The sequence below is a fragment of the Rhizobium sp. NZLR1b genome (assembly GCF_019685155.1).
Lineage (GTDB): Bacteria > Pseudomonadota > Alphaproteobacteria > Rhizobiales > Rhizobiaceae > Rhizobium.
The window spans coordinates 80,442-101,753 of record NZ_JABDWC010000009.1 but is presented as its reverse complement, the minus strand read 5'-3'; the positions used below and the strand labels follow the sequence as shown (position 1 = coordinate 101,753).

The window sequence follows — 21,312 nt, the reverse complement described above, 5'->3', positions numbered from 1 at the left end:
TATGACTGAATCTACTGACGTCCACGGGGGCAGGACCTAGGTCCCAGGTCTGTCAGACCGAAGTCCCGGGGGTGGAACGCGGACAGGACCGCGCCGTTTCGAAGAGGTGAAGGAGATCCAGATATGGCCCAGAGTAACAGATCCCGCGTCAATGACGCCTGCAATGTGTCCGTCATCGCCCTTGTCGTCGTTCTCGCTGCGCTTCTCTACGTCTTTGGCGCCGCCATGTCTGGAGACTCGCTCCAGTTGACCAAAAGCATAAGGGGCGCCGAAATCTTCGATACCAGGGATCTACCCTGACGCTGTCTGGAAAAATTTTGAGGAAGCGATAGGTTAGTCGGCAAGTCTCTTACCGGTATCAAAATGATTTGGCTTCGCCGCTGGAATGCCCGCTCACTCGCCTCCCAGTTCTTCATCGCGGGTGGGCTCATATCGATCGCCGCCATGTTCCTGGTTGGCATTCTCGTCACCCACCTCATAGAGGAGGCGGTCATCCACAACTCCGGTGCTGCGACGGCGCTCTACGTGGACAGCGTGGTCGCGCCGCTGCTTCCCGACATGCAAAAAGCAATACCGCTCGACGAAGGCAGCGCTCAGGCTCTGGACGAGACGCTTGGTCAGGGCGCGCTCGGCAGGCGTCTTGTTTCGTTCAAGCTGTGGCGAAGCGACGGAACTATCCTCTATTCGAATGAGAAGGAGCTGGTGGGCAAGAAGTTTGCGGTAAACGGCAAGCTTCGAAACGCGTTCGCAGGGTCTCTCGTCGCCCGCTACGAGGTCGCAAGCGATCCGGAAAGCGACAAGGAGCGCGCGCTCGGCAGGCCGCTCATGGAAATCTACAATCCTGTGCTCCAGCCATGGTCCGGACAGGCGGTCGCCGTCATCGAGTTCTACGAGACGGCAGAAGGATTAGGCGACAGTCTGGCGCATGCCAGGCTCCGCAGTTGGGGCGCCGTCGCCGCCCTGACAGCAGTCTTTTTCCTTGTTCTCTCCGTTCTGGTCTTTCGGGGCAGCCGCACGATAGAGGCGCAACGCAAGGATCTCAAAGAACGGGTCAATGAACTGTCGGCACTTTTGGAGGAGAATCGCGGGCTCCAGCGGCGGCTGCAGCGCGCCTCCCAGCGGGCGGCGGCGCTCAACGAAACCTATCTACGCAGCATCGGTGCCGATCTGCACGACGGGCCGGCCCAGCACATTGCTTATGCCTCACTGCGGCTGGACAGCGATCTGTTGATCAATGCGTCGACCCAGCCCGAAACGCGTGAAAAGGAACTCGCCTGGATACGCTCGAGCCTTGCAGAGGCGATGACCGAGATCCGCAATATTTGCAGCGGCCTGGTGCTACCGCAAATCGAGAAATCCTCGATCGCCGAGATCGTCGCGCGGGTGGTCGAAGCACACCAGCGCAAGACCGAAACCCATGTCGAAACAATCATCGACGACAATGGACCCGAACCCGCTCCTGCCGTAAAGATCTGCATCTATCGCTTCGTTCAGGAAGCGTTGAACAATGCGTATCGCCATGGCGGCGGCGTACAGCAGGCCGTAAGAGCCGTCTCGCGCAATGGTGATGTTCACGTCGAGGTCAGCGACCGCGGCGATGGCTTCGATCCGACCGAGGTGAGGCCTACGAGCCTCGGCCTTGTCGGACTTCGCGAACGCATCGACAGCCTCGGAGGATCCTTCGACGTCAAGACAGGCGAAGGAGGCACGACGGTGACCATGACCTTCGAGCCTATGGAAATGGGAGACTAGGGATGACATCAATCACTATCGGCGTCGTGGACGACCATCCGCTTTTTCGCGAGGGCGTTACGCGCAGCCTCTCGGAGATCAGCAACTTTGCCGTCGTTGGCGAAGGTGCCAGCAGCAATGATGCAGTGATGATCGCTGCCACCAGCCATCCCGACATCATGCTTCTCGATGTCTCGATGCCCGGTGGCGGACTGTCGGCGATCGGCGATGTGCTGACGCGTAGCCCGACAACGAAAGTGCTGATGCTGACGGTATCGGAGGAGGTGGACACGCTGCTGGCAGCCCTTCAACAGGGCGCGATGGGCTATGTTCTCAAAGGTGTCGGATCGCGTGGTCTCGTCGAAGCCATCCAGACGGTGCTGAGTGGCTCACGGTATATCTCGCCGACAATGTCGACGAAGGTCATGGAGAATTCGCTGCATGGCAGCGCACCCGATAAGAACAGTCTGACGCCACGAGAACGCGAGGTGATGGATCTGGTCTCTCAAGGCCTGTCAAACAAACATATCGGCTTGCGTCTCAACCTTCAGGAAAAGACAGTGAAGCACCATATGACACAGATTCTGAGCAAGCTCGGCGTCACGAACAGGACTGAAGCGGCTCTCCAATGGCGCGAACGGCGCTAGAGCATGCTGCCGAAAAGGGTGAGCGGGTTTTCCGACGACCTCATGTCCTGACTCAGCAACAGAACAGGCGCTGCCCGCACCACCCACTTTGCGGCTCCTTAGCGAAGGTAGCGGCCTAACCGGCTGGCATCATTTGCAGTCGCTTGCCGGCTTATGATCGTTCTGCCTTTTCCGTCCTTCATGACGTAACGGCCACGCCGCAGGGTTTCGGTAATGCCGTTTGCATGGCGGACGTCGATCGAACCATCGGAAGCTTCGATCGCTCTCGCCCCCGATTCTTGTGAGGTCCCTTTGGCAGAGGAAGAGGATCCGGCACTATTGCTGGAGCTTCCACCGGCACTATTCCCGGAACCGCCGTTCCCGTTCCCGTTGCCGCTCCCTCCCCCGTTGCCGTTCCCGTTGCCGCCGCCGTTACCGTTGCCGCCGCCGTTACCGTTTCCTCCCCCGTTGCCATTCCCTCCCCCGTTGCCGTTGCCATTGCCGCCGCCATTCCCGTTGTTGCCGTCCTTAGCCTGCGCGCTTTCGACCGCCAGAACGGGAAGGGAGCCGCCAAGGTTCAATGTCACCGGCGATGCAACAGCGACGAGGGCTGCGGCCGTGCTGCCGCCCCACCTCAGAAAATCGCGTTTCGAGAGAGTCATCCTATATAGCCTCGTTCGTCCGTTCTCCGCCGTTTCCTACGCGGAATAGGCGCATGACAATTTTCGCTGTTCCGAAGATCAAATGCAACCGGACCTAAGGTACTAGAAAGGGCAGGACTTTAGTCCGGCTTACCCATAGCCAAGTCCACGAGCAAGGAATTCCGAACGATCATTGCGAGAGATAGACTGCGCCGCGCGCCATTCGTGACCTTCGCCGCCTCGTTGATGTATTGCCGCATGAGGGAGAATGCATTTTTCTGGAACTTCTTTCCGCGCCGCCGATTTGATTGTCGAAGAGCAACAGAGGAAACAGTGATGGCAAACCCGAACGAATCCCCCGCAGTCCAGTCCATGCGAAAAGAACAGGCAGAGCAGCGGAAGCAGGCCCAAAAAGGCGAGCTCGACAGAGGTATCGAGGGCACCTTTCCGGCCTCCGACCCAGTGTCTGCTACCCATACCTCAATTCCTGCCGGCCGCAGCGACGTCGAGGCGGCTGAGCGGGTGAAACGAGAGCCCGATCCCACCAGGCTCGACGAGGCATTTCCGTTCGTCGATCAGGCCCTGCGCTCGACCGGCGAAACCGGCGGCTCTTCCGCAGGCGTCGATGCCGATCGAGGGGAAATGCGGACGCTTCAGAAAGACGCAAGTCGAGTGGCGGAAACCGCTTCGGAACTGGCTTCAGGAACAGCGCGCCTGGCGAAGGCGGAAGCGAGCAGCTTCGTCCACGAGATCGAGAATCGGATACGCCGGCAGCCGCTGACCGCAGTGGCGATCGTCGCCGGCATAGCCTTCGTCTTCGGTGCGACGCGTTGAGGAGCCAGCCTAAAGCGCGTCGCATCAAATTTGATTCATGCGGCGCGCTTTAGTCCTTTGTTTTTATGCATGTCGTTATCCCGGAACCGCTGCGCCCTTCTGGGCGACATGCATTAGCTTCCCGGAAGTCTTGTGAAAATCGCAACCTACAATGTCAACGGAATCAATGGACGGCTGCCGATCCTGTTGCGCTGGCTGAAGGAGGACGCCCCTGATGTCGTCTGCCTCCAGGAGCTTAAGACAGACGACGCCAGGTTTCCGCGAAAGGAAATCGAACGATCCGGCTACGGCGCCGTCTGGCACGGACAAAAATCCTGGAACGGCGTTGCCATCCTGGCGAAGGGCAAGACACCGATCCTGACCCGGCGCGGACTTCCCGGCGACCCCGATGACACACACAGCCGCTATATCGAAGCCGTCATCGACGGCGTCGTGATCGGATGCCTGTATCTGCCGAACGGCAATCCCTTCCCCAGCGTCAAGTTCGATTATAAACTCCGCTGGTTCCGCCGCCTGCGCGAATACGCCGCCGAACTCCTCGAACTCGAAGTGCCTTCGATCCTCGCCGGCGACTTCAACGTCATGCCGACGGAGATCGACGTCTACAAACCCGAACGCTGGCTGGACGACGCCCTATTCAGGCCCGAAGTCCGCAAGGCCTATGCCAATCTCGTCGCCCAGGGCTGGACCGACGCCGTCCGGCATCTGCATCCGGAAGAGCGCATCTACACCTTCTGGAAATACTGGCGGAACAGCTTCGAACGCGATGCGGGGCTGCGGATCGACCACTTCCTGCTCAGCCCGGCCGTCGCGCCATGGCTGCGATCGGCGACCGTCCGGAAAAACCCGCGAGGCTGGGAGCATACCAGCGATCACGCACCCGTCATGATCGAGCTCGTTGTTCCCGCCGCCGAAGCCGTGTGAGCCGAGATGCCGTCGATCGCAGGCGCAGCAAGGAACCTACGATGCCGGCTGGAGTTAGCTCGCAAAGGAGATTGACCTATGCCACGAATTCCATCCCCAATTCCGCAAAGCTTCCGCCGAAGCCGTTGAACGAGGATACCCAGGACGAACTGCCGGAAACCAATATCGACGAACAGCGAAAGCCTCCCATCAATATAGGCAGCAGCCGCGAGGCGGGCGACGGTGTCACCGACGCCGACCCAGAGACAGGCCGCGCTAGTCCGAAGGATCGCATCCCTGCCCCGCAGTTCTCCAATCGGAAGTGACTGCTATGGCAGAAAGCAAGAATTACCTGAACTCCGACGAGATCCAGGCTGACGACCAGCTGTCGCCGAAGCCGATCGAAGGAAAGGATCCGCCAAGGCACGTGCGCAAAAGCGAGGAAGCGGTCGCCGAAGGCTCTGACGACACCGGGCGCGTGCGGGTTCCGCCCCCGGTCGCCAATCCCGATTGATCGCCCGCCGGGAGGCGGTTCCGATCATCGTCAACTCATTCATTCGCGCCCAGATCATAAATGCGGCCAGTCAGCCAGGCTGGCCAGTCTCGCTCGAAGAAGGACTTGGCGTTTTCATCCACAGCGCGGTTCGGGCGCGTCGAAAGCTTGATCTCATCGCCCTCGAGCCGAACGACGATCTGCTCATCCCGATGCGCTTCGCGTTCCCTACGGAAGCGATATTGTTCTAACAGACCTGCGCTCGCATGCGGAATGGATTCGCCTTGCGGATCACATATCGCTCGCGCTCCGCGGCTGCCGCCTCCCCTTCGTATGAAGAAATCAAGCGCGCTGAGCACCGCTTCGGAGGCGAGCGCCATATGCCGCCATTGCACGCCTCGGACCGCCTCGGCTGCGCGACCGTAGGCGACGCCATCAGCGCGAATTTCAGCACTCAGCTTCCGAGCCTCGATCAAGGCCTCGCCGACGCTCTGCTCATCGCAGATGATGCCGGCCTTCTCGCTCATTCGCGACTGCACTGCTGAGCGAATCGATTTGACGGTGAGCGGGCTTTCAGTCCGAAGGGCGGAAAGCAGATCGGCAACACCTGCCTCGGCGATACCTGATTTATCCCCTGTGGCGGGCCGCTTCGCTCTACCGCTCGCGCCGATGTGCTCGGCCACCCGGGTGCCGAAGACTTGCCCGGCATTGAGCGCCGCTCCTCCCGGCCTCGTCACCCCATGGGTACCCGCCGCTTCTCCGACAGCATAACAGCCGGCAAGATTGCTGCGGCCCCAGGTGTCGACCATGATGCCGCCATTCATGTGCTGGTTGTTGACGGCGAATTCCAGCGGCTCGGCGGCGATGTCGATCTTGTAGCGGCGGTAGAGCTCGATCGCGAGCGGGTTCATGTGCTTCAAGCGATCGATCGGCACGTCTTGGCCAGCGCCGGCCTTGCCGAGATACAGGCGGACGTCGTCGTCCAGCCTTTCGAGGCTGAACGGCAGGTCGCCTGGTACCGGCAGGGGATTGCGATTGAAGTCCATGAAGACACGCCGCCCGGCGGCGGTTTCGCTTGATATCGCGAGATCCACCAGGCTCGAGCCGAAGTCCAGCATGCGCGTCGCATGAAATGGCCACTGGTAGCCCTTGCGGAAGACATTCGACGCCAGCTCTTGCGTCGTGCGGTAATATTGCGCCAGGAAGTGGTGCTCGGTGCCTTCCGCATCGACCGAGTAGATATGCGGGATCGCCTGGACGTAAGTGCCCGACAGATTCCACGGAAAACCTTCCCGGCGCGTTCCGATGCCGAACTGGCTCTCTGTGAGGTTGACGAGTTCGACACCTGCCTCGAGCGCCAGTCCGAGGGAACCGAAACAGCCGTTGGGATAAACGCTGTCGCGATAGAGTTCTCCAGGCCCGCCAGCCGCCAGCACGATCACTCCACTGACGAACAACGCAATGCCGAGCGGGTTCTGCCCTGTGCGGTCACTGGCGCGCATGGCCAGTATGCCGACGACGTGGCGGTCCGCCCCTTCGCCTTCGGTGAGGATTTTGACGGCGGTGGTCTGGTTATAGAACGGCACGTCGAGCCGGATCGCCTCTTCAGCCAGCACCTTGACCATCAAGCGCGAGGTGCGCGGACCGCAGCTGGTGGCGCGGCCGACGTCGTCGTGGTCAGTCTGGTATCTCAAAGTTCCGCCGAGCGGATCCTGCGGCAGCGGCAGGCCGAGGAACTGCAGCGACGCCATCATCCGGGATGAGCCGACAGCCTCGACATAGGCCGTATCCTCGTCCATTGCGCCGCCGCTGCGGACGGCACGGGCCATCGCCTTGTAATTGTCGCCCTGATCCGCCGTGTTTGCCGTGTGAAGGGTCTGCTTGTCCGATCCCGAACAGGCCGAGGTTCCGCCCCAGGCGCTCTGGCTGACGATGACGACGTCATCGCCGCGCCGCTTCATTTCCACCGCGGCGCGCAGACCTGCAGCACCGGATCCGACGACGACGCAGCCGGCTCGGTAGACCGGCAGCTCGACGCCGGCGAGCCGGACCGCTTCCGATGAGGAAGCCTCGGGTGGAAGGCGCGGCATGTCGACATCGGTCAGTGCGTCAAGAATTTCCTGCGGAACAGCTCTGGTCATTGGCATTCAGCCCAACGGGATGTCGACCCAGCGCTTCTGCCGGGAGGACTCCATGCATGCATCGACGATCTGGCAGATGTGGTGGCCCGTATCGAATGTCGGCCACATCGGCTTGTTTGCAACGATCGAACGGATGACCTCGGCCACCTCGATGATCTTGCTTTCATTGTAGCCGATGCCGAAATTCGGCAGAGGAAGGAAAGCCTTGAAGGTGGGATTTTCCGGCCCGACGTCGATCTCCCGGAAGCCGCGCCGCGCCGTCCGGTCGTCGTTGGAATAGAAGCGCAGCCGGTTTATCTCGTCATAGGTATAGGCGATGCTGCCGTTCGTTCCGTAGACCTCGTAGGTCTGCATGAACTTGCGGCCGGTCGCGACACGGCTGAAATCGACGATCCCGCCGGCGCCGTTGGCAAACCGGCACAGCAGGTTGGTCGCGTCGGGGTTGGTAATATCAGCCCAGGCCTCGTTGCCGATGAGCTTCACCTGCTCGCCATAGGCAAGGTCCTCGACGACGGGCCGGCGCGGCGTCACGATGAAATTGTCAGCGATCAGGGAACTGACGCGGCCGACCAGGAAATCCATGAAGCTGAAAATGTGCGAGCCGGTGTCGCCGACGATCCCGGTTGGCGCCAGCTTTCCATCGGCGCGCCACATGAAGGGGGCGTTTGGATCGCCAAACATGTCGACGTGCTGGCAGCCGCGGAACAGCTTGATCTCGCCGATTTCGCCGGATTGAATGATGTCTTTCGCCAGATCATGGACGGGGTTTCTGGGAAAGGCGTGCCCGACACGGGTAATGACACCCTTCTCCCTGGCGATGTCTGCCAGTTCCCGAGCCTCGTCGGCGGTGTTTGCCAGTGGCTTTTCGCAGTAGACATGCTTGCCGGCCAGCAGGGCCGCCTTGGCCACAGGATAATGAAGGTGGTCAGGCAGGCAGATATCGATCAGATCGACTTCAGGATCGGCGATCGCCAGTTTCCAGTCTTGATAGATCCGCGCACCCGGCGCCCTGCTGCCGAGATCCTCGACTGCGTCAGGATTGCGATCGACAAGCGCCACGATCCGCGCCGTCCCGTCCGAGACGCCGAAGAAATGCGCAAAGGTCTGATAGGCCATCGTGTGGATCTTTCCCATCCAGCCCGAGGCGCCAAGCACTGCAACTCTCACTTCGACCATTGTCATTACTCCTTAGCGGATTTCGGCGCGGGCCCGAGGTCTAGTGTCGTTGCGTTCGTAGGCGAAGATCGCCGACGGCAGCGCTGACAGGCCCCGGATGAGGTCCGATCCTTTTTCCCCGACCATGATTGTCGGTGCATTGGTATTGCAGGACGGCACGCGCGGCATGACCGAGGAATCGCAGACGCGGAGACCTTCAAGACCATGGACCTTGAGATCGAGCCCGACGACCGCATCCGGCCCCGTTCCCATCTTGCAGGTGCCCACGGGATGATGGTCGGTCTTGGCGTTGGCGCAGCCGTAGTCGAAGAGCTGCTCGTCGGTCATGACTTTCGGCCCGGGAAGCCTTTCGGCCATGACAAAGGGCTTCAGCGCCGCCTGCTGCATGATCTCTCGGGCGAGCTTGAGCCCCTCCAGGGACATCGCCCTGTCGTGAGGATCGGACCAGTAGTTGGGATCGATCAGGGGAGCAGCAGCCGGATCGGAGGATGACAGACGCACCGTCCCGCGCGAGCGCGGATGCAGATAGGCGGAATTGAGCGTCACGCCGGCGTTCTTGAGCCGCTCGACGCCCGCTTCGATACCCGAACCCAAACCGAGGTGGAACTGGATATCAGGAGACCGAGCGTCGGGATCGGCATACCAGAAGCCGCCGGTCTCGAAGAGCGACGAGGCAACCGGACCGCTGCGGAACAGGGCATATTGAAGACCGGCCCAAAGCGTGCGGTGAAGCTTTGCGACGCCGTCATAGGTATGATCGCCGGTGCACTCGGCGATGACGAAAAGGTCGAGGTGATCCTGAAGATTGCCGCCGACGCCGGGCAGATCGTGGAGCACCTTGACGCCCGCAGACCTTAGGTGATCGGCCGGTCCTATGCCGGACTGCAAAAGCAGCTTCGGCGATCCGATCGCGCCGGAGGAGATCAGCACTTCACGCTCGGCGCGGACGATTTCCGAGCCGCGCGCGGTGGCGATCTCGACGCCTGTCGCACGCGCTCCCTCGACGATAATCCGCGCGACGCGGGCGCCCGTCCGAACCGTCAGGTTCTTCCGATCCTTGATCGGCGAGAGGTAAGCAAGCGAAGCGGAGGACCGGCGGCGATCGCGCTGGGTGAGTTGGTAAAATCCGACGCCCGCCTGCTGGCGGCCGTTGAAGTCATAATTATAGGGAATACCGAGCTCCTGCCCGGCGCGAATATAGGCGTCGCAGATCGGCAACGGCGCCGCCGGCATCGAAACACCAAGCGGACCGCCATAGGCGTGGTAGTCGTCGGCGAAGCGCTGATTGTCCTCCGCACGTTTGAAATAGGGAAGGATCGAGCGATAGTCCCAGCCCTCGCAGCCGTCTTCACTCGCCCAAAGATCATAATCTGCAGCGTTTCCGCGCGTATAGAGCTGTGCGTTGATCGATGAGCCGCCACCGATGACCTTTGCCTGCGTATAGCGTAGCACCCGGCCCTTCATGTGTTTCTGAGGAACGGTTTCCCAGCCCCAGCTGGCCACACCTTTGGTCATCTTGGCGAAGCCGGCCGGCATGTGAAAAAGAGGATTCCAGTCGCCTCCCCCCGCTTCGAGCAGGAGGACGCTGATATCCGGATCTTCGCTCAGCCGGCTCGCAAGCACGCATCCTGCAGGACCGGCACCGGTGATGATGTAGTCGAATCCCATTTTTACTGTCCTGTTTGAACCCGGCTGACGCCAATGGATCTGCTCATGCCTGCAAGTCCGTCGATGCGATGTGATCTGCAACTCTCAGCGCCTGGCTGGCGACGGTGAGCGCGGGATTGACGGCAGCCGACGTCGGCAGGAAACCGGCGTCGACGACGAAGAGGTTTTCGTGATCATAAGAACGGCAGTAAGGATCCAGCGGCGCCGTCGCGGGATCGTTTCCGATGCGGACCGTTCCGCACTGATGGGAAGGCGTGCGCTTGTCGAAGGGTCTCGACAGCACGATCGGAAATCCGATCGACTTCAGGATCGCCTTCAACCTGGCGACAAGTGCCAGATGCGCATCCCAGTTGGTTCGTTGCCACTGGAGAATGATCCGATCTCCATCGACCATGACGCGACTTTCGGGATTGGGAACGTCCTCGCTCATCGCGTAGAAATCGATGGCTTGGCTGGTGATGAAACGCAGGACCCATTCCGGCGCCCTTGGCAGCGAACCCTTCAGAACCTTTTCGGAGATCCGGCCGAGGAGCTGCACGTTGCCGAGCGGCGGTCCACCCTTCCCGTCCGAGAGATAGAAGTCGTTGAAGGCAAAGGTCTTCTGGTAGACGGAGGTGTTCCGGAACCGTGGCGAGACGCCGATGACGGCGGAGGCGTTGTGGTTCATGAAATTGCGCCCCACCTGGTCGGAGGAGTTCGCCAGGCCTCCTGGGAAGCGGTCGTTTTTCGAGCGAAGCAGAAGCACCGACGACTGAACCGCACCGGCCGAAAGGATCAGGATCTTCGGCGAAACCGTCAGCGTCTCGCCGTTCCTGACATAGGTGACCCGGTCGATCCGGCTCCCCGCTGCGGTATCGAGCCTCGTCACGCGCGCATTGATTTCGAGCCGCACGTTCTCATGGCTTAACGCTACCGCAAGCGCTGCTGTCTCGGCATCCATCTTGCCGTCCCGTGCATTCGGATGCGCATCCCAGGGCGTGCGTGCCTTGGAAAGCCAGGCGTCGAGGTCCAGGCCGAGCGGCAGGGAAAACGGGTGCAGGCCCTTTTCCTTGAGGCGCGCCCTGACATCGGCGATCGGCGCCTCGTCCGGCACGGGTGGGTAGCCGTAGGCAGTCGAGTGATAAGGCTCGGTAGGGTCTTCGCCGAGGTTGCCGCGAACCTGGTACATCCTTTCCGCCTTAGCGTACCACGGCTCCAACTCCTCATAGGCAAACGGCCAGGCCGGCGACACGCCTTCCCGATGCTCGATCACGCCGAAATCCTCTTTGCGATAGCGCGACAAAACGGCGCCATAGAATTTCGAATTGCCACCGACATTGTAATAGTTGCCGGGATTGAAGCCTTTGCCGTTTGCCTCGTACCAGGTTTCCTTCGGCCGGAAATGTCCCCGCTGGAAGATGGCGCGCTGGTCGCGATTGACAGGAAGATCGGCGATGTGATCGCCGGCTTCGAGGATCAATATCCGCGCGCCGGTCGCAGCCAGGCCGGCGGCGACGGTGGAGCCGCCGACGCCTGAACCGATGATGACGATGTCTGGTGAACTGTTCATATCAGCGCCTGGCCGTCATATAATCCGCACCTGGCTGTCCGGATCGAAGAACACGGCCTTGTCGAGATTGAAGGCAAGGCGAGTTGTCTGTCCCGGAGCGATGCCGGCATCGGCGCGCAGGCGGGCGACGACGGATTTGCCGCCGAGCTTGGTGACGGCGAAGGTGTCGGAGCCGGCCGGTTCGACCACCTCGATCAGGCAATCGTCCTCGGTCAGCGAGCGCGCCTTGCGGTCGGCGCCGTCGGGGTCGGTCAAGGCTTCCGGGCGGATGCCGAAGATCACTTGTTTTCCGGCATAGGAAGACAGGCCGTGATTGCCTGAGACCACCGGCAGTCGGAGCGGGGCGGCGTTCGGCCGCTCCAGCGCGACGGCAAGCCCGGCCGCGCCATTCTCGACGGTGGCGTTCAGCAGGTTCATCGCCGGCGATCCCATGAAGTCGGCGACAAACAGATTGGCGGGGTTGTTATAGATCTCGGCCGGCGTGCCGAACTGCTGCAGCACCCCGTCCTTCAGCACGGCGATCTTGGTCGCCAGCGTCATCGCCTCGATCTGGTCGTGGGTGACATAGACGAAGGTGGTGCCCATGCGCTGGTGCAGCCGCTTGATCTCGGTGCGCATGTCGACACGCAGCTTGGCATCGAGATTGGACAGCGGCTCGTCGAACAGGAAGACCTGCGGATTGCGCACCAGCGCCCGACCCATGGCGACGCGCTGGCGCTGGCCGCCGGAAAGCTGGCTCGGCTTGCGGTCGAGCAGATGGCCGATCTGCAGCATGTCGGAGACCTGCTTGATCGCCTTGGCGCGCTCCTCCTTCGGAACGCCGCGGATCTCCATGCCGAAGGCGATATTGCCCGCCACCGTCATGTTCGGATAGAGCGCATAGGACTGGAACACCATGGCGATGTCGCGCTTGGAGGGATGCAGGCCGCTGATATCGCGCCCGTCGATGCGGATATCGCCAGAGGTGATCGTCTCCAGCCCGGCAATGGTGTTGAGCAGGGTCGACTTGCCGCAGCCGGACGGGCCGACCAGCACGAGAAAGCCGCCCTTTTCGAGTTCGAGGTCGATCCCCTTGAGAATGTCGATGGCGCCGAAGCGTTTTCTGAGACCGGAGATTTCGAGGAAGGCCATGGGTTACCCTTTGACAGCGCCCGCCATCAGACCGCGCACGAAGTAGCGGCCGGCGAGGATATAGACGATCAGCGTGGGAACGGCCGCGATCATCGCCGCAGCCATGTTGACATTGTATTCGACCACACCGGTCGAGGTGTTGACGACATTGTTCAGCGCCACCGTCATCGGCATGGAATCACCGGTGCCGGCATAGGCCGAGGCAAACAGGAAGTCGTTCCAGATATTGGTGAACTGGTAGATCACCGTGACGACGATGATCGGCAGCGAGTTCGGCAGCATGATGCGGCGGAAGATCTGGAAGAAGCTGGCGCCATCGACCTGGGCGGCCCTTACCAGCTCGGTCGGAAAGGCCTCGTAGAAATTGCGGAAGAACAGCGTGGTGAAGCCGAGGCCGTAGACGACATGCACGAAGACCAGATTGACGGTCGGATTGCCGAAGCCGAAGGTAAAGCCGGTGGCGTTTTGCAGCGTCATGCCGAAGCGGCCGAGCGAACCGAGGATCGTTGCCATCGGCAAGAGCACCGACTGGAACGGGATGAAGCAGGCAAACAGCATCAGCCCGAACACCAGCGTATGGCCGGGGAAACGCCACTTGGTCAGCACATAGCCGTTCAGCGCCCCCATGATGGTGGAGATTGCCACCGCCGGCACCACCATCTTGATCGAGTTCCAGAAGTAGCCCTTGATGCCGGCGCAAGTCAGCCCGACGCAGGTCTCGCCCCAGGCCTTGATCCAGGGATCGAAGGTCGGCGTCTGCGGCAGCGCCAGCATGTTGCCGTTCTGGATCTCGTCCATAGTCTTGAACGAGGTGGTAAGCATGACGAAGAGCGGCATCAGATAGAGGACGGCGAAGATGACCAGCAGGCCGTAGATGACCAGCCGGCCGATCCAGCGGGTGTTGTTATTCCTGTTGTCGCCGCTCTGCGAAGGCGGTGTGGTCGCAGTTATCGTCGAAGAGGTGACGCTGCTCATCGCGCCTTCTCCTTCAGTTCGGAATAGAGATAGGGAACGATGATCGCCGAGATCGTCATCAGCATGATGATGGCGCTGGCCGAGCCGACGGCCATCTCGTTGCGCTTGAAGGTGTATTCATACATGAAGTTCGATGGCAGCCAGGCCGAGCCGCCGGGGCCGCCGGAGGTCAGCGCCACCACCAGGTCGTAGGACTTGATTGCCATATGGGCGAGCACGATGAAGGCCGAGAGAAAGATCGGCCGCAAGAGCGGAATGACGATGCGCCGATAGAGCTGGAAAGCGGAAGCGCCGTCGATCTGGGCCGCCTTCATGATCTCGCCGTCGATGCCGCGAAGACCGGCCAGAAACATCGCCATGACGAAGCCGGACGCCTGCCAGACACCGGCGATGACGACGGTGTAGATGACGAAGTCCTTGTTCTTGATCCAGTCGAAGTGGAAGCTCGTCCAGCCGAAGTGGTGCAGCGTCTGCTCGAGCCCAAGGCCGGGATCGAGGAACCATTTCCAGGCAACCCCGGTGACGATGAAGGACAGCGCCATCGGATAGAGGAAGATCGGCCGCAATATGCCTTCACCGCGGATCTTCTGGTCGAGCAGGATGGCCAGGAACAGTCCGAGCGCCAGGCAGATGCCGATATAGAGAAAGCCGAAGATCGCCATGTTGGTGATCGAGGTATACCAGGAGGACGGCGGATCGCTCTCGAAGGTCCAGCGCCACAGCCGCTGATAGGCGCGCGCCCCGGTCAGCGCATAGGACGGAAAGGTCTTGGAATTGGTGAACGACAGATAGGCCGTCCAGACGATGAAGCCGTAGACGAAGACCAGGGTGATGACGAAGCTCGGCGCCAGCACGATCTTCGGCAACGCATCCTGCAGCCGGCCTCTGAGCGAGATCGGCGTCGATTGCGCCGGCGTCAGAACCGGATCGGTGGTCGCAACGGTGCTCATGGAATGTCGTCTCCCTCCTGCATGATGGTGGCCCTGCATGATCCCTGCATAGCCTCTCCGCACAATCGTCGCGGGATGATCGTCGGAGCCTGAGGCTTCCCCGCGACAATGCGCGGGGAAGCGGTGTCATCGAGCGTGGTCTCAGCGGGCGTCGTCGATCGCCTGGACGAGCTGCTTGACGGCTTCGTCGGAGGTCTTGATCTGGCCGTGGACGAACTTCGAGACGACATCTTTGTAGGCATTGGCGATGGCCGGCGGTGCGCCATAACCCTGGGCCAGCGAGCCGAACAGCGTGCCGCCCTCATTGGCAGCCTTCAGGTCGGCGATGCCCTTCTTGCCGCAGGCGTCGAAGTCGGTGTCGGGAACGTCGGTGCGGGCCGGCACCGAACCCTTGACGACGTTGAAGGCCGACTGGAAGCTCTTCGACAGCGTTGCGGTCGCCAGCGCCACCTGGGCCGCCTTGCGGTCGTCGGGGACGTTGAACATGCCGAACATGTCGGAGTTGTAGACGACGCTGCCTTCGGTGCCGGGGAAGCGGTAGCAGAGGAAGTCGGTATTCGGGGTCTTCTTGGCGGCGACGAATTCGCCCTTGGCCCAGTCGCCCATCACCTGCACCAGCGCATCACCCTTGATGACCATGGCGGTCGCCAGATTCCAGTCGCGGCCCGAGAAGTTCGGATCGACATATTTGATGATCGTCGCCAGATTGTCGAAGGACTTCTTCATCGTGTCCGACTTCAGCGATTCCTCGTCGAGGTCGTTGAAAGCCTTCTTGTAGAATTCCGGACCGCCGGTCGACAGCACGATGGAATCGAACATCGTCGCTTCCTGCCAGTTCTGGCCGCCGAGCGCCAACGGGATCACACCCGCAGCCTTGGCCTTGTCGAGCAGCGCGATCAGCTCGTCGAAGCTCTTCGGCTGGGTGCCGCCGATCTTGTCCATCACCGCCTTGTTGATCCACAGCCAGTTGACCGAATGCACGTTGACCGGGGCTGCGACCCACTTGCCGTCATAAACCGAGAACTTCTGCAGCGCTGCCGGCACCGACTTGTCCCAGCCTTCCTTCTTGGCCGTCTCGGTCAGGTCGCCCATGACGCCGGCCTGGGCATAATCGAGCACGGTATAGCCCAGCATCTGCGAGGCTGTCGGATAGGTGCCTGCGGCAACCATCGCCTTCAACGCCGTCATCGCCGCATCACCGCCGCCGCCGGCAACCGGCACGTCCTTCCAGGCAAAACCTTCCTTCGACAGATCCTGCTTCAAAACGTTCAGCGCCGCTGCCTCGCCGCCAGACGTCCACCAGTGCAGCATCTGAACTTCTTTTACGTCAGCTGCGCGAGCGGACACATGAGCGCCGGCCAGAGCCAATGCGATCACGGCAGTCGTGGTCAAAAACCTATTCATCGAAGATCCTCCCAGTTCCATTTTGGAAGATGCGGGACCCATTCCCGCACCAATCACCCGCCCTCCTCAGGCGTAGTTTCATTACCGGCTAAGCCAGCTTTTCCGTCTGCGGCATCCACCAGCCGGTGCGTTTGCCGATATGCATGTTCAGCGTCTTGGTCTCGGTGTAGTCCTCGACCGCATGGCGGCCGAGCTCGCGGCCGAGGCCGCTCTGCTTGTAACCGCCGAAGGGAAGCTCCGAGGCGCCGTCCATAAAGGTGTTCATCCAGACCGTCCCTGCCCGCACCGACCGGCCGATCGTCAGGCACGTGTCGAAATCGCGGCTCCAGACACCGGCCGACAGACCGTAGTCGATGGAATTGGCGATGCTGATCGCTTCTGCCGATGTCTCGAATGTCAGGACCGAAAGGACCGGGCCAAAGACCTCCTCGCGCGCCACCGCCATATCAGGGGTAACCTCTTCGAGGATCGTCGGCGACATGAACTGTCCCATGCCGAGGTCGAGCGTCTCGCCGCCATGCGCGATCCGAGCACCGCTGCTCCTGGCACCGGCGACATATCCTGAAATCTTCTCCAGGTGCTGCGGCGTGATAATCGCGCCGACCTGCGTCGATGGATCGAGCGGGTCGCCGACCTTCACTGCCTTCGACAACGCGGCAATCCGCTTGACGACATCGGAGGCGATTGATTTGTGCAGGATCAGCCGCGAGCCGGCGTTGCAGCACTCGCCGGCATTGAAATAGGCGCCGAAGACCGCAGCGTCGATGAACGCATCGAGATCGGCATCCGGAAAGACGATCTGTGGGTTCTTGCCCCCCAATTCCAACGACACCTTCTTCAGCGTCTGCGCCGCATTCGACATCGTCAGTTTTCCGACGCCGGTCGAGCCGGTGAAGGACACCATGTCGACGTCAGGATGAGAGGTCATGATGGCGCCGACCTCAGATCCCCCACCGGTGACAATGTTGACGACGCCATCCGGAACGCCTGCCTGCTGCAAGATCTCTCCGAGCACAAGTGTCGATCCTGAGGTCAGCTCCGAGGGTTTGACGACGGCGGTGCAGCCCGCGGCGAGCGCGAAGGGCAGCTTCTGGCCGACGATCAGGAACGGAAAGTTCCAGGGCGTGATGATCGCGACCACGCCAATCGCTTCGCGCAGGACGACGCCGAGCGTGCCGTCGCCGAGCGTATTGTAGCTTTCGCCATGGAGATCGCGTGCAAGAGCCGCCGCATAGCGCCAGATATCGACCGAGCCGGCAATTTCGCCCCGCACCTGCGTGATCGGTTTGCCTGCCTCGATAGCATCCAGAAACGCCAGCTCCTCTGCACGCGCGGCGATCAGATCGGCAGCTTTGAGCAGGATGGCGGACCGTTCGGACGCGGTCATGCGGGGCCATGGCCCGAGGTCGAAGGCCTTGCGTGCCGCAGCAATGGCGCGCTCGGCATCCGTCCTGCTGCCGGTCGGGAACCGGCTGACCACGACACCATGGCTTGGCGCGACACGCTCGATCGGATCGGCAGCGCCGGTCTCCCATTTGCCATCGATCAGCATCTTGAAATCACGCGCTTTGTGGTCGCTGAGCGCGGTGGGGTTGACGAGAACCGTCATTACCATTCTCCCTTGAACGTTGCCGGGCGCTTCTCGCTGAATGATGCGACGCCCTCCTTCAGATCGCCGGTCTTGGCGGCGAGGATCGAGCCCAGGGCTTCGACCGCGGTTCCATTGTCTTCACCATTCGCCGATGCGATCATCAACTTGGCGATCTCGACGGCAGCCGGCCCTCTTGCAGCAATCCTCTCAGCATATTCCCTGGCGGCGGCGAGTGAATTTCCTGTTGGAACGACTGCGTCGACGATGCCGAGCAGCCTTGCCTCCTCGGCGGTGAAGATCTCACCGCCGAGCGCCATGCGCCGGATGGCCTGCGCCCCGAACCGGCGCACGAGACGCTGGGTCCCCGACCAGCCCGGCACCATTCCGAGGCCGGTCTCCGGCAGGCCGATCTTGATGTGTTGCTCTGCGAGGCGAATGTCGGCAACGCCCGCCAGCTCCAACCCGCCGCCGAGGGCGTGGCCGTTCAGCGCCGCGACCAGCGGCACCCGTAGCGTCGCCAGTCTTTCGAAGATACGATGACCGTACCGAACCCAGAGATGACCGAATTCCTGCGGCAGCATTCCGCCCCAGGCCTTGATATCGCCGCCTGCGGAAAATCCCCTTCCTTCGCCCGTCAGAACGGCGGCGCGCACATCCGGGTTCGCCTCCACCGCGTCGGCCGCGTCCGCTAAGGCCTTCAGCATGTCGAGATCGAGCGCGTTCAGCTTCTCCGGACGGCAAATCGTCAGCGTCGCAACATGTCCGTCGATGTCAACTCTGACTGTTCCGCTAGCCATTGAAACCGCCCTCCAGCGTCCGTTCCCTTTTGGCTGGAAGCGACAGGCCGATGGCTGCCTCGCCGAAGAGTGCGGCGTCCATGACTTTCAGGTCGGGGGCGACGATCAGCGGAAACTCCGATTGATCCAGGATATGGGACTGGAGATCGACGCCGGGCGCAATCTCGGTGAGGACGATGCCATCCGGCATCAGCTTCATGACGCACCGCTCGGTGACATAGGTGATCTCCTGCCCCTGCTCGATCGCCCGCCTACCGCTGAAAGTGACATGCTCGACCGCGTTGACGAGCTTCTTCAGCTTGCCTTCCTTTTCGATGAGAAGAGCCCCATCGGCGATCGAAAGCTTTGCTCCGGCGTTGAACATGCCGGAGAAGACGATCTTCTTTGCCCGCGCCGTGATGTCGACGAAGCCTCCGGCGCCAGCCGTCACATGCGGCCGGAAGGAAAGCTTGGAGACGTTGACCGAACCGTCCTTGCCGATCTCGAGGAAGGACAGCAGCGACGCATCGAAACCTGCGCCCTGGAAGTAAGTGAACTGGTAGGGAGACGGCATATATGCATCCGCATTGGAGGCACAGCCAAATGCGAAGTCGAGCAGCGGCACGCCCCCGACCGCGCCTTGCTCGATCACCCAGGTGACTGCGCCGTGAAGGCCCTCCTCCAGCAGAATACGCGGCACGTTGGCCGAGATGCCAAAGCCGAGATTGACGCAGCTTCCCGATTGAAGTTCCTGCGCGACGCGGCGCGCGATGACTTTCTGAACATTGAATTCCGGAACGTGGAAGCTCGCGAGCGGGCGGAAGATCTCACCGGAAATTGCCGGATCGTACCCTGTCTGCGTCGTCTGCTTCTGATCGGGATCGACGATGATATAGTCGACCAGCATTCCAGGCACGCGGACGTCATGGGGTTTCAGCGAGCCTTCCTTGGTGATCCGCTTGACCTGCGCGATGACGATGCCGCCATTGTTGCGGGCGGCCAGCGCCTGATCGAGGCCGCCGAGATATGCGCCTTCATGTTCGTATGTAAGATTGCCACGCTCATCGGCGGTGGTGGCGCGGATAATGGCGACCTGAGGGACGATCGAGGGGAAGAACAGCCAGTCGTCACCCTCGAAGCCGACACGCTTGACCACCGGGTGTTCCGAAGCCAGCTCGTTCATCGCGCAGCCCTGCCGCTCGGGATCGACGAATGTGTCGATGCCGATCTTGGTCAGGACGCCCGGCCGTTTGGCGGCGGCTTCGCGATGGATGTCGAAGAGGATGCCGGAGGGAATATTGTATGCCGGGATCTCGTTATTGGTGATCATCTGCCAGATCAGCGGCGGCTCTGATGACGACGGTCCCGATGGATAGGAGCCGCCGATGATACGCTTGAGCAGACCCTTCCTGGCAATATGGTCGACGCCCTTGATGCCGCTCATGTCGCCGGCGGCGATCGGATGAAGGGTCGTCAAGTCACGGGGATGACCGGTCGCATCGAAACGCTCGCCAATGGCCCTCAGCATGAGATCCGGGCAACCGAGACCGCTCGATGACGATACCGTCACAATGGCGCCATCCGGGATCAACGCGGCCGCTTCGGCTGGGGTGAGATGCTTCTTCATATGCGTTGCTCAGCGTCCTGTTTCGATTTTTACGCTCTTGCCGGTCTTTGCCGGCGTGGTCTTGCCAGCGCCGCAGCTCTCGCGGACAACCAGGCGAACGGCTGTTATCACCGTCTCGGCCTCGGCCTTGCCGGCATTGATCTGCTTCAGAAGCATCTGTGCGCCGCGGCGCCCGATGCCTTGCGGATCGACCGAGACCGTGGTCAACGCCGGAACCGCTGCCTGAGCCTCGATGACATCGTCGAAACCCACCACTGCGAAGTCGGCGCCAGGCTCCAGACGGCGCGCGCGCAATCCGTCGCAAACGCCGAAGGCCACGGCATCGTTGAAGCAGACCGCTGCGGTCGGCCGACGGCCAAGCGTAATCGCCTTTCCGATCGCCTCTACCCCGCCGGCCCGCGACGGCGCGGATGAGACGACCAGATCCTCGTGATAATCGAGCCCGGCTGCCTCTACACCGCTTCGGTAACCGGCAAGCCGGTCGTCGAAGACGGCGGTGTCGGGAAAGCCGCCGAGAAAAGCGATGCGCTTGTGACCGAGGCCCGCCAGGTGCTTGACCGCCGACATCATGCCGGCCTGGTTGTCGGAGACGATCGACGAGACCTTGGCGCCGGGCAGGTTTCGAACGACCACCACCACCGGTATGCCGGCCGCCACGAGCGGCTTGAAATCGGCGGCATCGGTGGCGCGCGCCGGCGAGACGATCAGCCCCGAAATGCCATGCTCACGCATCGATGCGACGACCTCGCGCTGCCGGTCGATGCTTTCACTGGTGTTCGACAGGAACTGCACGAATCCGGCCGACTGAACGACCATATCGACGCCGACCGCCAGCTCGGCAAAGAAGCTGTTGGTCAGGTCGTTGACTACGACCCCTACGATCTTCGATTTGGCACCGGCTTGGCGAAGATTGGCTGCGCCGCGATTATAGACGTAGCCGAGTTCGCGCATCACGGCATTGACCTTGGCACGCGTCCCTTCATTGACCAGGGAGGAGCCCTGAAGCACCAGCGAAACCGTCGACTTGGAGACGCCGGCGGCCTTTGCGATGTCGATGACGGTTACCCGCGTCTTTGTCATTTCCCTCTCCGACCAC

The 21,312-nt window shown here is 61.6% G+C and carries 20 protein-coding genes; 7 read left to right on the top strand and 13 right to left on the bottom strand.

Going from position 1 to position 21,312, the window contains the following annotated elements; all coding sequences use genetic code 11:
• Positions 1–123 precede the first annotated feature (123 nt).
• The 3 genes from HJB84_RS15310 (at position 124) to HJB84_RS15300 (ending at position 2,378) form a co-directional block, all read left to right on the top strand.
• Complete coding sequence (locus HJB84_RS15310) at positions 124–300, top strand: hypothetical protein (RefSeq protein WP_207583878.1); 177 nt, start codon at positions 124–126, stop codon at positions 298–300.
• 63 nt (positions 301–363) lie between these two features.
• Positions 364–1,752, top strand: a complete 1,389-nt coding sequence (locus tag HJB84_RS15305) for a sensor histidine kinase (protein WP_207583877.1) — start codon at positions 364–366, stop codon at positions 1,750–1,752.
• Positions 1,753–1,754: 2 nt separating this feature from the next.
• Positions 1,755–2,378: a response regulator transcription factor gene (locus HJB84_RS15300; RefSeq protein ID WP_207583876.1), complete on the top strand. Its 624-nt coding sequence runs from the start codon at positions 1,755–1,757 to the stop codon at positions 2,376–2,378.
• A 98-nt stretch (positions 2,379–2,476) separates the two neighbouring features.
• Here HJB84_RS15300 and HJB84_RS15295 read toward each other — a convergent pair whose 3' ends face one another.
• The gene (locus HJB84_RS15295; protein ID WP_221116284.1) at positions 2,477–3,019 is read right to left on the bottom strand and encodes a hypothetical protein; all 543 of its coding nucleotides are present in this window, start codon (positions 3,017–3,019) and stop codon (positions 2,477–2,479) included.
• Positions 3,020–3,334: 315 nt separating this feature from the next.
• Here HJB84_RS15295 and HJB84_RS15290 point away from each other — a divergent pair, with 315 nt between their 5' ends.
• The 4 genes from HJB84_RS15290 (at position 3,335) to HJB84_RS15275 (ending at position 5,249) form a co-directional block, all read left to right on the top strand.
• Positions 3,335–3,832, top strand: coding sequence for a hypothetical protein (locus HJB84_RS15290; RefSeq protein WP_207584294.1), 498 nt, complete (start codon positions 3,335–3,337; stop codon positions 3,830–3,832).
• 132 nt (positions 3,833–3,964) lie between these two features.
• A complete protein-coding gene (xth, locus tag HJB84_RS15285; protein WP_207583874.1) occupies positions 3,965–4,756 on the top strand; it encodes an exodeoxyribonuclease III in 792 nt (263 codons plus the stop codon).
• 71 nt (positions 4,757–4,827) lie between these two features.
• On the top strand, positions 4,828–5,061 hold the full coding sequence (locus HJB84_RS15280; protein ID WP_259671097.1) for a hypothetical protein: 234 nt from the start codon (positions 4,828–4,830) through the stop codon (positions 5,059–5,061).
• 5 nt (positions 5,062–5,066) lie between these two features.
• A complete protein-coding gene (locus tag HJB84_RS15275) occupies positions 5,067–5,249 on the top strand; it encodes a hypothetical protein (RefSeq protein WP_221116282.1) in 183 nt (60 codons plus the stop codon).
• Positions 5,250–5,284: 35 nt separating this feature from the next.
• Here HJB84_RS15275 and HJB84_RS15270 read toward each other — a convergent pair whose 3' ends face one another.
• The 12 genes from HJB84_RS15270 to HJB84_RS15215 form a co-directional block, all read right to left on the bottom strand.
• Positions 5,285–7,369 carry an FAD-binding protein gene (locus HJB84_RS15270; RefSeq protein WP_207583872.1) on the bottom strand — a complete coding sequence of 695 codons (2,085 nt, stop codon included), beginning with the start codon at positions 7,367–7,369 and terminating at the stop codon, positions 5,285–5,287.
• A gap of 6 nt (positions 7,370–7,375) precedes the next feature.
• Entirely contained in the window at positions 7,376–8,545 is a 1,170-nt protein-coding gene (locus HJB84_RS15265) for a Gfo/Idh/MocA family protein (protein ID WP_221116281.1), read from the bottom strand.
• A gap of 12 nt (positions 8,546–8,557) precedes the next feature.
• Entirely contained in the window at positions 8,558–10,213 is a 1,656-nt protein-coding gene (locus HJB84_RS15260; protein ID WP_207583870.1) for a GMC family oxidoreductase, read from the bottom strand.
• Positions 10,214–10,256: 43 nt separating this feature from the next.
• On the bottom strand, positions 10,257–11,762 hold the full coding sequence (locus HJB84_RS15255) for a GMC oxidoreductase (protein WP_221116280.1): 1,506 nt from the start codon (positions 11,760–11,762) through the stop codon (positions 10,257–10,259).
• A gap of 15 nt (positions 11,763–11,777) precedes the next feature.
• Positions 11,778–12,893 carry an ABC transporter ATP-binding protein gene (locus HJB84_RS15250; RefSeq protein WP_221116279.1) on the bottom strand — a complete coding sequence of 372 codons (1,116 nt, stop codon included), beginning with the start codon at positions 12,891–12,893 and terminating at the stop codon, positions 11,778–11,780.
• Positions 12,894–12,896: 3 nt separating this feature from the next.
• Positions 12,897–13,868: a carbohydrate ABC transporter permease gene (locus tag HJB84_RS15245; protein ID WP_207581917.1), complete on the bottom strand. Its 972-nt coding sequence runs from the start codon at positions 13,866–13,868 to the stop codon at positions 12,897–12,899.
• Positions 13,865–14,818, bottom strand: coding sequence for a carbohydrate ABC transporter permease (locus HJB84_RS15240; RefSeq protein WP_207581918.1), 954 nt, complete (start codon positions 14,816–14,818; stop codon positions 13,865–13,867). Before HJB84_RS15240 ends, HJB84_RS15245 begins: the two co-directional genes overlap by 4 nt.
• 141 nt (positions 14,819–14,959) lie before the next feature.
• On the bottom strand, positions 14,960–16,222 hold the full coding sequence (locus tag HJB84_RS15235) for an ABC transporter substrate-binding protein (RefSeq protein ID WP_207583867.1): 1,263 nt from the start codon (positions 16,220–16,222) through the stop codon (positions 14,960–14,962).
• An 88-nt stretch (positions 16,223–16,310) separates the two neighbouring features.
• A complete protein-coding gene (locus tag HJB84_RS15230) occupies positions 16,311–17,831 on the bottom strand; it encodes an aldehyde dehydrogenase family protein (protein WP_207583866.1) in 1,521 nt (506 codons plus the stop codon).
• Positions 17,831–18,610: an enoyl-CoA hydratase/isomerase family protein gene (locus tag HJB84_RS15225; protein ID WP_207583865.1), complete on the bottom strand. Its 780-nt coding sequence runs from the start codon at positions 18,608–18,610 to the stop codon at positions 17,831–17,833. Before HJB84_RS15225 ends, HJB84_RS15230 begins: the two co-directional genes overlap by 1 nt.
• Positions 18,603–20,216 (bottom strand): acyl CoA:acetate/3-ketoacid CoA transferase, encoded by a 1,614-nt coding sequence (locus tag HJB84_RS15220; protein ID WP_207583864.1) that lies wholly within the window; start codon positions 20,214–20,216, stop codon positions 18,603–18,605. The genes HJB84_RS15225 and HJB84_RS15220 overlap by 8 nt, the downstream gene beginning before the upstream one ends.
• A gap of 9 nt (positions 20,217–20,225) precedes the next feature.
• Complete coding sequence (locus tag HJB84_RS15215; protein WP_207583863.1) at positions 20,226–21,296, bottom strand: LacI family DNA-binding transcriptional regulator; 1,071 nt, start codon at positions 21,294–21,296, stop codon at positions 20,226–20,228.
• Positions 21,297–21,312: the final 16 nt, after the last annotated feature.